We start from the raw sequence: 12049 nt of genomic DNA on the forward strand, positions 1-12049 counted from the left end.
TACGATGAATTACAAAAGCATGTGAGTTTTTTGAAATAAAGACCATCAGCGATGTGTGGAGATTTCCAGTAGGGCTTAGTACGGAAAAATTCAATTTTTTATGGAGGTACCAAAATGAACAACGGTACAGTTAAGTGGTTCAATTCTGAGAAAGGCTACGGATTCATCTCCAACGACAACGGCGGCGACGACGTATTCGTACACTTCTCCGCAATCGTAGGCGACGGCTTCAAGACTCTTGAAGAGGGCCAGAAGGTTACTTTCGACACAGAGCAGGATCCGAAGAACAGCAAGAAGCTTCGCGCTGTTAACGTAGTTAAACTCTAATTCGAATAAAAGAGAAAACAAAGAGCTGCCGTTCCGGGAATATCCGGAGCGGCGGTTTTTTGTTTGTTTAACAGGAAATTCCGATGGAACTTCCTGTTAAATAAAAAGGCATTGCATGCCTAAGATGCGCGCTCGCGTGAAGATGAAGGATGTCGCAGGCGACCGCGCTCGGCGCGAGAATGTGCCAGGGCATATTCTTTTTATGATAGAAATTTCTGCACCTCTATAAAATTTCCCCCTAAAACAGGCTTTTTTCAAGAAAAGCCTTGCAAAATGCGGCATTTCCTAATAGAATAAGAAGGACTTTGGTAACTGCTCGGCTTGATTTTATGATTTGTGGACAGTTGCCATTTTGATTATGCCCGGATATATCGATCTGTGGCAGAGTGTTTGTGCCCGGCGCGGGATGCGCTAAGGCGCATTTTGTGTTATGATCCACATTGTACGTGGATCCGTAAGTATTTCACAGGTACCCCTTGTCAGTCAAAAGGAGATTTAGAAAATGATTAGTGCAAATAATGTGACACTCCGTGTCGGCAAAAAAGCTTTATTTGAAGACGTAAACATTAAATTTACAGAAGGAAACTGCTACGGTCTCATCGGTGCCAACGGTGCCGGAAAGTCCACGTTCTTAAAGATCTTATCCGGTCAGCTCGAACCGACAAACGGTGAGGTTGTGATCACTCCGGGCCAGCGTCTTTCTTTCTTACAGCAGGACCACTTTAAATACGACGAATATACAGTTCTTGATACCGTTATCATGGGCAACAAGCGCCTCTACGATATCATGAAGGAAAAAGACGCGATCTACGCAAAAGAAGAGTTCACTGATGAGGACGGGATCAAGGCAGCAGAACTTGAGGGCGAGTTCGCAACAATGAACGGGTGGGAAGCAGAGTCTGACGCTGAGAACCTCTTAAACGGTCTCGGAATCGAGACAGAGCTCCACTACAAAATGATGAAAGACCTCCTCGGCGCGCAGAAGGTCAAGGTTCTCCTCGCACAGGCGTTATTCGGCAATCCGGATATCCTGCTCCTCGACGAGCCGACCAACCACCTGGATCTCGATGCGATCGCATGGCTCGAGGAGTTCCTGATCAACTTCGAGAACACGGTCATCGTTGTATCCCATGACCGTTACTTCTTAAACAAGGTCTGCACACAGATCGCTGATATCGACTACGGCAAGATTCAGCTCTATGCCGGAAACTACGACTTCTGGTTCGAGTCCAGCCAGTTAATGATCAAGCAGATGAAGGAAGCAAACAGAAAGAAAGAGGAGAAGATCAAAGAGTTACAGGAGTTCATCCAGAGATTCTCCGCGAACGCTTCCAAGTCCAAACAGGCGACATCCAGAAAACGTGCCTTAGAGAAGATCGAGCTCGATGAGATCCGTCCGTCCAGCAGAAAATACCCGTATATCGACTTCCGCCCGGCGCGTGAGATCGGTAATGAAGTGCTTTCTGTTGAAGGACTTACAAAGACGATCGACGGTGTAAAGGTTCTCGACAACATCTCCTTTACACTCGGAAGAGAAGATAAAGTTGCACTTGTAGGCCCGAACGAGATCGCGAAGACAACACTCTTCAAGATCCTTGCAGGCGAGATGGAGCCGGATTCCGGAAGCTACAAATGGGGTCTCACAACGACTCAGGCGTACTTCCCGAAGGACAACAGCGCCGAGTTCAACAACGATGATACGATCGTAGACTGGCTGACCCAGTATTCCCCGGAAAAGGATGTTACTTATGTCCGCGGATTCCTCGGAAGAATGCTGTTTGCTGGTGAAGACGGTGTGAAGAAGGTAAAAGTTCTCTCCGGTGGTGAGAAAGTGCGCTGTATGCTCTCCAAGATGATGATCTCCGGCGCGAACGTGCTGATGTTCGATGAGCCGACTGACCATCTCGACATGGAGTCCATCACTGCGTTGAACAACGGAATGAAGAAGTTCCCGGGTGTGATCATCTTCTCCTCCCGTGACCACCAGGTTGTAGAGACAACTGCAAACCGTATCATGGAGATCGTCAACGGACAGCTGATCGATAAGATCACAACCTACGACGAGTACCTTGAGAGCGATGAGATGGCGAGAAAGAGATTCACATATACTCTTACTGAGAGCGAAGAGAATGATGACTGATCTTGCGGCCTGACTGATCTGCTATAAAAATCAGCAGCGTGTAAAAATAAAAAAAGAGCACAGGTTCTGTGGATTCCATGGATTAAACTAAGGAATCTACAGAGCCTGTGCTTTTTTGATCAAATCAGTTTTCACCGGCTTTTGCCAGGATCCCCTTCATTGAAACGATATATACGATGGCCGACACGACCGGTCCGGCGATATCGGAGACCGGTTCTGCAAAGAATGCCGCTTCCGCGCCGAACATTGCAGGCAGCAGGAACAGGGAGACGAAATATAAGCCCTTTCGGAAGAATGAGAGCGGCAGAGCGACCTGTACCTGACCGAGCCCGGTGAAACCGTCGACGATCTCATACTGGAACGCCAGCGGGATGATCGCCAGCGTGAAGATCCGGATCGCCCGGAGCGCCTCAGCGGCAACCGTCGGATCGGATGTAAAGAGACGGACGAACAGGCCGCCGACGGTGCGTGCGAGGATAAACAGCAAGGTGGTGTACGCCGCTGCCAGGATAAAGATATATTTCTGGGCACCTTTTACGCGGTCGGTGTTTCCTGCTCCGAAATTGTAAGCGAGGACCGCCTGGGTTCCGCTCGTGATGCCCCCGAGAGGCATAGTGACGACCAGCATGAAGCTCTGCGCGATCGTCGCGCAGGTGATGAGAAGATCGCCGCGTGCCGCACCGCCGTATTTCTGAAGGATCGCGTTCATCGTGATGATCATGACATTGTCCATCGCGATGATGATGAATGGGGTGAAGCCGATCGTCAGGATCCTGCGTATCAGCCGCCAGTCATAACCGCCGAAAGTGATGCGTACCGGCACAGTCTTTCCGAAGAGCGTTTTCAGCACGAAGGCGCAGCTTGCCGTCTGGGAGAGGACTGTTGCCGTCGCGGCGCCGGAGACACCCATGTGAAAACCGAAGATAAATACGGGATCCAGGACAATATTTAACACCGCACCGATGATGACGGAGTACATACCGGTTTTCGCAAATCCCTGACAGATGATAAACTGATTCATGCCGGTTGACATGAGCGCGAATACGGTCCCTGTCAGATAGATCGTAAAGTACGCGTTTGCGTAGGGCAGTGTGGTGTCGCTCGCACCGAAATACCGCAGCATCGGGATCCGGATCGGGTAGATACAGGCGACCATGAGGACAGAACACAGCGCGAGCATTAAAAAACAGTTGGCGAGGATCCGTTCGGCGGCCTTGTTATCGCCTTGTCCCATCTTCATGCTCATAAGCGGGGCACCGCCGATCCCGACGAGAAATGCGACGGAGCCGATCATCGTCACAACGGGACCGCAGACACCGGCCCCGGCGAGCGCCATATCGCCGGAAACAGGGATGTTTCCGATATACATGCGGTCAACGATGCTGTAAAGAACGCTGACAAACTGCGCCAGCATACTGGGGACCGCGATGCGGATCACAAGTTTTTTTATATTGTCACGGCCGAGATCATTTTCTGCTGCCATAATTACCTCCTGATGATTTACTCCAGGTCGAAAACAGGATGTGTGTAAGATCTGGTGTGATCCTGATCAGTGCAGGCTGAGATCAGCTGCATGTGGCTGTAAAAGACCTCTGAATGTGTCGGAACATGATCTTTTTCAGGATCACAGCCCATAGAGTATAGCACGATTTCCGGAAGCGGTAAATGGAATGAAAGAAGATTGTAAATTACTTTTTTCCGGGAAGAAGGATCTGGATGCGGCGGCATTTGTCAACAATGGGACAAAGAAATGTAAACTATAAAACAAAAACAAGTTGACAAATGGACGAAACATGCGTATGATATGGGAAGAGTCAATCATAACAATTCCATCTTGAGATACATATGCCGGAATGCGAATCCAGAAGATCCACAGTTCAGATCACGGCAGCGGAAACGATGGATGTTGGGAGGAAAATAAAAATGGAAAACACAGCAGCAAAACACCACATGTCAACTGCACAGATGACGGTGACAGCGCTGATGACAGCGATCACCTGTATTCTTGCCCCGATGGCACTTCCGATCCCGGTAAGCCCGGTACCGATCAGTCTGACAAACCTGGTGATCTTCTTTATGGCATATATTCTTGGAACAAAGCTTTCCGTAGCGAGCTATGTCTTATATCTGCTCCTGGGAACCGTAGGACTTCCGGTATTCTCCGGATTTTCCGGCGGTGTCGGCAAGCTTCTCGGACCGACCGGCGGATATCTCATCGGTTTTATCTTCCTTGCAGCGATCGTCGGCTTCTTCGTTGAGAAGTTCCCGACAAAGATCTATATGCATGTGATCGGCATGATCCTCGGTATGGCAGTCTGCTACGCGTTTGGTACGGCATGGCTTGCAGGCCAGCTTGGAATGAGCTTTGTCGCAGGACTCGGAGTCGGCGTGATCCCGTATCTTCCGGGCGATACCGCAAAGATCATCATCGCGATCATCGCAGGACCGCAGATCCGCAAGGCAGTATCCAGATTCATGTAGGTATTTCATAAAACTCATATACATCTAAAAAAGTCCGCAGCAATTTTTATGCTGCGGACTTTTTGATGACCGGGGAAATTCGCGGAATCTCCGATCCGGACAAAACCGGATCAATATCCGTAAGCCAGTGCGCCTCCATCAACCGCGAAATCCTGCCCGGTGATGTAGGTGGCACCATCGCTGATCAGGAACTTAGCCATTGCACCGAGATCCCTGGTATCGCCGAACGCATGAACCGGCATTCTTGCGAGGATCGCGGCTTTTCTTTCTGGAGTCATGACCTGCTTGTTCATCTCACTCGGGAACCAGCCCGGCGCGATGCTGTTGACACAGATGTTGTCGTTTGCCCACTCGATGGCGAGCCCGCGTGTCAGACCGCAGACCGCAGATTTGCTGACGCAGTACGGAACGACTTCGGTGAAGCCGAGATGCGCGGCCATGCTGCTGATATTGATGATGCGTCCTTTATGTTTGCTCTCTTTTAAATACGGGTAGCAGATCTGGCTCAATGCGAACAGACTTGTCACGTCCACATCCAGGATCTTTTTAAAGTCATCCATCGGGAAAACTTCCGCGCGTGCCTTTTTGGTGATCCCGGCATTGTTTACGAGAAAATCGAGACCGGATTTTCCTGCGATCTCTCCGATCAGCTTTTTCATTGCATCATAATCCGTGACATCTCCCTTTACATGGATCACGCCGGGAGCAGACGGCGCAAGACCTTCTTTTTCCTTTCCGGTACGGCTGATCACATATACGGTTGCCCCGTTTTCGGCCAGTACATTTGCGATCGCGTATCCGATCCCGCTGCTTCCGCCGGTAACGATACCGGTGCGTCCTTCAAATTCTTTCATGATGATATATGCCTCCTCAAAATCATAAAACAGATCGAAGATCTGTAGTTATAAGCTCTGGCAGCGATAGCTGTGACAGTTTTCGTTGATCAGATCCCAGTCGAGCTCGGCCCCGACACCAGGTTTGTCAGGTACATAGATATATCCGTCGCGGATCGGCAGATCACCTTTCATGGGAAGTCTGTAGTTATCTTCCGGGACAAAGTACTCGAAATATTTACAGTTCCGGATGCTGCAGCTTACATGCACGTTTGCAAGATCCATGTAATTCATGGTCGTTGTGTGGATCTCACAGTTTAATCCGAAGCTGTCTGCCATGTGAGCGATCTTTAAAGTCCCTGTGACGCCGTCCTTCCAGCTTACATCTGCGCGGACGATATCGGCTGCATGCTGTGCCACACTCTGTGCGACGCCCCAATGACAGCCTCTGGTCGTCTCTGTAGCGGCGATCGGGATGTCTACGGTCTTGCAGAGTTCGGTGTATTTGTAAAGTTCGAAATCGCGGAACGGCTCCTCAAACCACTCATATCCAAGCCGCTCCAGCTGTCTTGCGACACGGATGGCATCGTCCAGCGTATACTCGCCGACCGGGTCACTCATGAGCGTATAATCCGGACCAACGGCTTCCCGGACAGCTTCGTGGACTTTCATGTCAAATTCAACCGGTCCGCCCGGATGTGCCTTGTATCCTAAAATCCCTTTGCTCTTATAATAAAGTGCTTCGTCGACATATTCCTGCACAGTGGCGTGGAAATTTCCGCTGGCATATACCGGAAGCTTTGTGCGGTAAGCGCCGATATATTTATAAAGCGGAAGACCGGCTGCTTTTGCACACATATCCCAAAGTGCGACATCCACCGGACCCGGAAGAAATACGGGAAAAAATGCTTCATGACGGTCAACATTCCACAACTCATAAAAGATCGCCTCATGATCGTGCGGATCACGTCCGAGCAGGATCGGAGCGATACTGTCGTGGAGATAACTTTCGGTTACACCGCCGCTGCGGGCAGCCATACAGGTTGCGGTCCCTTCGGTTCCGTCATCTGTGGTCAGCCGGATCGCGAAAACATCCCAACCCATTTTGGCGCCGCCCTGACGTTTTTCGTCGAAGAGACATTTATCGCGGGTTACCCACCATGTCTCGAACTTTGTAATGATCATAATGATTCTCCTGAAATGAATAAAGTCTCTGCACTGTAAGATAAAAACTCCATTCCGGAAGTTTTCAGCGCAGAATGTCACAATTACACAACATAGATATATCACAATACCAAATTTGATGATTGAATTATATCACATATTGCACTATAATACAAATATAATATAGAAAATAAAGGAGAAAGTGCACAATGAGCAAGTGGAACGACGACAAAGAACTCTTTAAGCTTATGAAAGAAAAACTCTATACTCCGGTCGTAGGAGACATCCTTGATACCATGGGATATAATCACCAGTTCCTGCCTCCGGAGATCATGCCGTTAAAAGATGACATGAAACTGGCCGGGAGAGCGTGTACGATCCTGGAACATAATGTATATGAAGCACAGAAAAAGCCGTTTGGACTTCTGACAGAAGCACTTGACCAGCTGAAGGAAGATGAGATCTATATAGCGACGGGAGCGGGAAACAGTGCTCTCTGGGGAGAACTCCTCACGGCGACAGCCAGGACACGCGGAGCTGTGGGAGCAGTTCTTGACGGATATACACGTGACACTCCGCAGGTCCTTGCACAGAATTTCCCGGTATTTGCAAGGGGACGCTGGGCACAGGACTCTTCGATCAGAACGAATGTGGTGGACTTCCGCTGCACGATCGAGATCGGCCAGGTTACGATCCACGATGGTGACATTGTGTTCGGAGATATGGACGGTGTGCTGATCATTCCGAAAGAAGTGGAAAAAGAATGTATCGAGAAGGCGTTTGAAAAAGCAGCGGGTGAGAAAAAAGTCCGCAGTGCGATCGAAGGCGGGATGAGCGCGACGGAAGCGTTTAAAGTATTTGGCATCCTGTAATAAAGCGGACGAATATTAAAAACGAAGACAAAAAAGACGGGCTGCCGTGATTCGGAATCGGATAATCCGATACGGGATCACGGCAGCCTTTTGGTTTTATTGTCAGTTATCGTTTTCCATCATTTTCAGTGATTTGATCAGGGAGTGGTTGATGTGCAGGATGATCGCGTCCTGGACGGCATCTTCGTTCTCCCTTAAAAGCGCATCGATAATGGCGCGGTGCTGTTCAAGGTTGTCAACACGGTTCTGGTCATCCTTCAATGCGGCGTAGACGGCGAGACGCATCTGCTGGATCATCACAGACTGATACAGGTTGATCAGGATCTCGTTCCCGGTGATATCGACCAGATAGGAATGAAAAGAGGTATCGATCTGAAATTCATCATAATCCGGACCGGTGGCCGCCTTTTCAAACTGCTTCAGATATTCTAAAAGCCTGCTCTTGGAGTACATGGAGATATATTTCCTACAGACAGTCGGCTCGATCAGCTTACGTGTCTGATAGAGATCGTCGATACTTTTTTCGGTAAAAGGAGTGATCCGCATTCCCTTGCGCGGGAAAATGTCGATCAGATTCTCTGCCTGCAGCATGAGCAGCGCCTCGCGGAGTGGCGTTCTTCCAAAGGATGTCTCTTCCAGAAGCTGCTTTTCATTAAGTTCCTGTCCCGGCAGGTATTCACAGGATACGATCTTGCGATAGAGATATTCATATGCCTGATTTGTCAATGCTTCTGCCATTGTTCTCCTCCTTTTTGGTAAATATGCTGTAACAAGCATATATAATTTTGTGACAAATTGCAAGTGAAAATTCACAGAAATCCATTGAAATATATCACAAAATAGTGTAATATGATGATAGATATATCACATGGCAAAAATAAAGACAAAATAATAACGGGAGGAACAGGAAAAATGAATGAAAATGAGACATATATCAAAGATATACGAATCTACCAGGCTGTCAGCAAACTGAGCCATCCGATCGCAGATTCCACTCATGATATCAGCAAGATCGCGTTTTACGTTCTTGAGGTTGAGACAAAGGGCGGAGTGATCGGTCAGGGATATCTTTTAAGCTTCCATTACAGCCCGAACGCAATTGAAGGCGCCTTAAAAGATATGAAGAATTTCGTACTCGCGAAAGATTATCATGTATATGAGACCGCACAGGTCCAGAAGGATTACGAGATCGAAAGTGAGTATTTCGGAATCGTCGGACTTCAGAGATGGGCACTGGCAACTTTAAACGTAGCAATGTGGGATGCATGGGCAAGAACCATGGGACAGCCGATCTACCGGATGTTCGGATGCCACAGAAAACCGATCCCGGTATACGGAAGCGGCGGATGGATCAGCTACACGGACGAGGAACTTGTTGATGAGGTTGTAAACTACCAGAAACGTGGATTTACAGCAGTCAAGATCAAAGTCGGAAGTCCGGATATGGAACGTGATATCCGCAGATTAAACCTTGTAAGAGAGGCAACCGGTCCGAATATGAAGATCATGATGGATGCGAACCAGGGTATGGATGTTCCGTCAGCCGTTAAACTGATCAGCAATGTGGAACATCTCGGAATCTTCTGGTTTGAGGAGCCGGTCGTTAATACAGATTTTGAAGGATATGCAACGATCCACTCAAAGACAAAGGTCAGCCTTGCAATGGGTGAGAGAGAGTACTCCACAGTTGCTCTCCGCGAACTGATCGGAAGACGTGCCCTTGATCTTTGGCAGCCGGATCTGATCCGTCTCGGCGGTGTTGAAGCATGGAGAGACAGCGCGGCACTTGCAAACGCTTACAATATTCCGGTACTTCCTCACTACTATAAAGACTATGATGTACCGCTTCTCTGCACAGTTGCAAACCCGTATGGCGCAGAGAGCTTTGACTGGATCGATGCGATCATCGATAATCCGATGGTCATCGACAATGGTTTTGCCCGTCCGCGTGAAGGCGAAGGCTGGGGCTTCCGCTTCCTGCATGAGTTCATGACAGAGGTAAAATAAGGAGTGATCTGAAATGAGAGCAATCGTTCTTCCGGAACCGTGGAAGGCTGTGACAGCCGAAAGAGAAATTCCGGTTCCAAAACAGGGAGAGGCATTACTGAAAATGGTCTGCGGAGGGATCTGCGGAAGTGACCTGGCTTCCTACCGCGGCCAGTCCGCATATGTCAGCTATCCGCGTACGATCGGACATGAATTCGCTGCCGAGGTTGTGGAAGTCGGCGAGAATCCATATGGGATCAAAAAAGGAATGCTGGTGACGGGAAACCCGTATTTCAACTGCGGGACCTGTTATTCCTGCCGGCGCGGTTATGTGAATGCCTGCATCCACAACGAGACGATGGGTGTCCAGAGGGAAGGAGCTTTCAGCGACTACTTCACGATGCCGGTCGAGCGGCTGTTTGACGGCGCAGGGATCGATCCGAAGGAGCTGGCGCTCGTTGAGCCATTCTGTATCAGTTACCACGGTGTGTCCAGAGCGGAATTAAAACCGGGGGACAAGGTGCTGATCTTTGGCGCGGGAGCGATCGGGATCCTGGCCGGTGTTGCGGCAAAAAGTTTCGGAGCGAAAGCTTATATCACGGATATTGCCGAAGAAAAGGTAAAAAAAGCAGTCAATGATTTCGGGCTGGACGGCGGATTTGTCAATGACAGCCCGGAAAAGCTGACGGAATTTATCGGGACGGTCACAGGAGGAGACGGATTCGACGCAACGGTGGAAGCTGTTGGCGCCCCGGCAACATTCTTAGCCTGTGTGAAGGCAGTTGCCAGCCGCGGAAAGATGGTTGTGATCGGTGTCGCGAAGAAAAATGCGGATTTCAATTTCCTGGAAGTTCAGAGAAAAGAATTGAATATGTATGGATCCAGAGGTGCAACCTCAGACGATTTCCGGGCAGTATTAAAACTTGTCCGCGAAGGATTTGTGGATCTTACAAAACTGATTTCCAGAACATATTCCGCAGATCATGCGGAAGAAGCATTTGAAGATCTCGATAAAAATTATGGGGAAATCGTAAAAGCTGAATTCGAGTTTTAAACAGAAACTGTAAAAATGTATTTTATTTATGGGAGGAAAAAACTTATGAAGAAAAGAGCAATGGCAGCCGTATCAGCAGTAATGTGTGCATCCATGGTACTCAGCGCATGTGGCAGCAGCGCATCCACAAGCACAACCGCAGCACCGGCAGAGACAAAAGCAGCTGAGGAGACAAAAGCAGAAGAGACGACCGCAGCGGCAGCATCCGGAGACGTTGTAACGATCAACATCGGTTTTGAGAACACGACCGAGGAGCCGATCGGACAGGCTGTTGAAAAATGGGCAGAACTCTTAAAAGAAGAGAGCAATGGCACCATGGAACTCAAAGTATTCGCAAACAGCGCACTCGGAAACAAGAGTAAACTGATCGACCAGATGGTCATGGGTGAGAATGTGATCACGATCGCAGACGGCGCTTTCTATGCTGATTACGGTGTTCCGGATCTTGGTATCCTCTATGGACCGTTCTTCTTCGATAACTGGGATGAGGTATGGAAGCTGATCGACAGTGACTGGTATAAAGACCAGTGCAGCAAGCTTGCCGACAAAGGACTTACCGTTCTTGGCTCCAACTGGATCTATGGTGAGCGTGAGTTAATGACGAAAGACAAAGCAGTTGTACCGGCAGATATCAAGGGTAAAAAGATCCGTCTCGCAAACAGCCAGATCTATGTAGAGGGCTTCAATGCATTAGGCGCTACCGCAGTGCCGATGGCTCTTGGTGATGTATACACAGCATTACAGAACGGTACTCTTGACGGCGTTGAGAACCCGCTTTCCACATTATACGGACAGAGCTTCCAGGAAGTTACAAAGAATATCCTTATGACAGGACATATCTTAAACTTCACAACATGGTGCATCGGAACAGATTACCTCAACACTCTGACCCAGGAACAGCAGGACCTCTTATTCAAGACATGTGAGGAAGCTGGTCTCTACAACAACGAGAAACAGGAGGCTGCAAACGAAGACTACCGCAAGAAACTGGAAGATGCAGGCGTAACCTTCACAGAGCTGACAGACGAAGAGAGAGCACAGTGGAAGGAAGCAAGCCTTTCCTTCTATGAGAAAGGTTCTCAGTTTGGCTGGAGTGATGGTTTGTACGATACAGTAAAAGCTGCAATCCAGTAGAAAGAGATCTGTCAGGGGCTGTCATTTTTGACAGCCCTGTAGATAAGGATGGTGAAAA

At 48.9% G+C, this 12049-nt stretch carries 11 protein-coding genes; 7 read left to right on the plus strand and 4 right to left on the minus strand.

What is annotated here, in order from left to right:
• Positions 1-114 precede the first annotated feature (114 nt).
• The gene (locus V2546_RS13305; RefSeq protein ID WP_015552243.1) at positions 115-327 is read left to right on the plus strand and encodes a cold-shock protein; all 213 of its coding nucleotides are present in this window, start codon (positions 115-117) and stop codon (positions 325-327) included.
• Between the two features lie 502 nt (positions 328-829).
• Positions 830-2467, plus strand: a complete 1638-nt coding sequence (locus V2546_RS13310) for an ABC-F family ATP-binding cassette domain-containing protein (RefSeq protein ID WP_118297534.1) — start codon at positions 830-832, stop codon at positions 2465-2467.
• Positions 2468-2591: 124 nt separating this feature from the next.
• Here V2546_RS13310 and V2546_RS13315 read toward each other — a convergent pair whose 3' ends face one another.
• The gene (locus V2546_RS13315) at positions 2592-3950 is read right to left on the minus strand and encodes an MATE family efflux transporter (RefSeq protein WP_329752596.1); all 1359 of its coding nucleotides are present in this window, start codon (positions 3948-3950) and stop codon (positions 2592-2594) included.
• 440 nt (positions 3951-4390) lie between these two features.
• Here V2546_RS13315 and V2546_RS13320 point away from each other — a divergent pair, with 440 nt between their 5' ends.
• Positions 4391-4948, plus strand: coding sequence for a biotin transporter BioY (locus V2546_RS13320; RefSeq protein ID WP_118532689.1), 558 nt, complete (start codon positions 4391-4393; stop codon positions 4946-4948).
• Positions 4949-5058: 110 nt separating this feature from the next.
• On the opposite strand, the gene V2546_RS13325 is transcribed toward V2546_RS13320, so the two are convergent.
• Together V2546_RS13325 and V2546_RS13330 are read right to left on the minus strand one after the other, a co-directional pair.
• Positions 5059-5802, minus strand: a complete 744-nt coding sequence (locus V2546_RS13325; protein ID WP_118298404.1) for an SDR family NAD(P)-dependent oxidoreductase — start codon at positions 5800-5802, stop codon at positions 5059-5061.
• Between the two features lie 48 nt (positions 5803-5850).
• On the minus strand, positions 5851-6966 hold the full coding sequence (locus V2546_RS13330; RefSeq protein ID WP_329752597.1) for an enolase C-terminal domain-like protein: 1116 nt from the start codon (positions 6964-6966) through the stop codon (positions 5851-5853).
• Positions 6967-7154: 188 nt separating this feature from the next.
• Here V2546_RS13330 and V2546_RS13335 point away from each other — a divergent pair, with 188 nt between their 5' ends.
• Positions 7155-7817 carry an RraA family protein gene (locus V2546_RS13335; protein ID WP_118298402.1) on the plus strand — a complete coding sequence of 221 codons (663 nt, stop codon included), beginning with the start codon at positions 7155-7157 and terminating at the stop codon, positions 7815-7817.
• 102 nt (positions 7818-7919) lie between these two features.
• Here V2546_RS13335 and V2546_RS13340 read toward each other — a convergent pair whose 3' ends face one another.
• On the minus strand, positions 7920-8555 hold the full coding sequence (locus tag V2546_RS13340; RefSeq protein WP_329752598.1) for a GntR family transcriptional regulator: 636 nt from the start codon (positions 8553-8555) through the stop codon (positions 7920-7922).
• 174 nt (positions 8556-8729) lie between these two features.
• Here V2546_RS13340 and V2546_RS13345 point away from each other — a divergent pair, with 174 nt between their 5' ends.
• From V2546_RS13345 to V2546_RS13355, 3 genes are read left to right on the plus strand one after another with little or no spacing between them, the layout of a single operon-like run.
• On the plus strand, positions 8730-9824 hold the full coding sequence (locus V2546_RS13345; RefSeq protein ID WP_118298400.1) for a mandelate racemase/muconate lactonizing enzyme family protein: 1095 nt from the start codon (positions 8730-8732) through the stop codon (positions 9822-9824).
• Positions 9825-9837: 13 nt separating this feature from the next.
• Positions 9838-10857 (plus strand): alcohol dehydrogenase catalytic domain-containing protein, encoded by a 1020-nt coding sequence (locus V2546_RS13350; RefSeq protein WP_215702581.1) that lies wholly within the window; start codon positions 9838-9840, stop codon positions 10855-10857.
• Positions 10858-10902: 45 nt separating this feature from the next.
• Positions 10903-11991: a C4-dicarboxylate TRAP transporter substrate-binding protein gene (locus V2546_RS13355; protein ID WP_118532627.1), complete on the plus strand. Its 1089-nt coding sequence runs from the start codon at positions 10903-10905 to the stop codon at positions 11989-11991.
• Positions 11992-12049 lie beyond the last annotated feature (58 nt).

This window comes from Clostridium sp. CM74B_53, from assembly GCF_036318045.1.
In the GTDB taxonomy this organism is placed as follows: Bacteria; Bacillota; Clostridia; order Lachnospirales; family Lachnospiraceae; genus Pilosibacter.

What these genes read in the sequence shown, in the direction of transcription:
- V2546_RS13305 (WP_015552243.1), top strand. Translation starts at nt 115, where the DNA reads ATGAACAACGGTACAGTTAAGTGGTTCAATTCTGAGAAAGGCTACGGA.
- V2546_RS13310 (WP_118297534.1), top strand. Translation starts at nt 830, where the DNA reads ATGATTAGTGCAAATAATGTGACACTCCGTGTCGGCAAAAAAGCTTTA.
- V2546_RS13315 (WP_329752596.1), bottom strand. Translation starts at nt 3,950, where the DNA reads ATGGCAGCAGAAAATGATCTCGGCCGTGACAATATAAAAAAACTTGTG.
- V2546_RS13320 (WP_118532689.1), top strand. Translation starts at nt 4,391, where the DNA reads ATGGAAAACACAGCAGCAAAACACCACATGTCAACTGCACAGATGACG.
- V2546_RS13325 (WP_118298404.1), bottom strand. Translation starts at nt 5,802, where the DNA reads ATGAAAGAATTTGAAGGACGCACCGGTATCGTTACCGGCGGAAGCAGC.
- V2546_RS13330 (WP_329752597.1), bottom strand. Translation starts at nt 6,966, where the DNA reads ATGATCATTACAAAGTTCGAGACATGGTGGGTAACCCGCGATAAATGT.
- V2546_RS13335 (WP_118298402.1), top strand. Translation starts at nt 7,155, where the DNA reads ATGAGCAAGTGGAACGACGACAAAGAACTCTTTAAGCTTATGAAAGAA.
- V2546_RS13340 (WP_329752598.1), bottom strand. Translation starts at nt 8,555, where the DNA reads ATGGCAGAAGCATTGACAAATCAGGCATATGAATATCTCTATCGCAAG.
- V2546_RS13345 (WP_118298400.1), top strand. Translation starts at nt 8,730, where the DNA reads ATGAATGAAAATGAGACATATATCAAAGATATACGAATCTACCAGGCT.
- V2546_RS13350 (WP_215702581.1), top strand. Translation starts at nt 9,838, where the DNA reads ATGAGAGCAATCGTTCTTCCGGAACCGTGGAAGGCTGTGACAGCCGAA.
- V2546_RS13355 (WP_118532627.1), top strand. Translation starts at nt 10,903, where the DNA reads ATGAAGAAAAGAGCAATGGCAGCCGTATCAGCAGTAATGTGTGCATCC.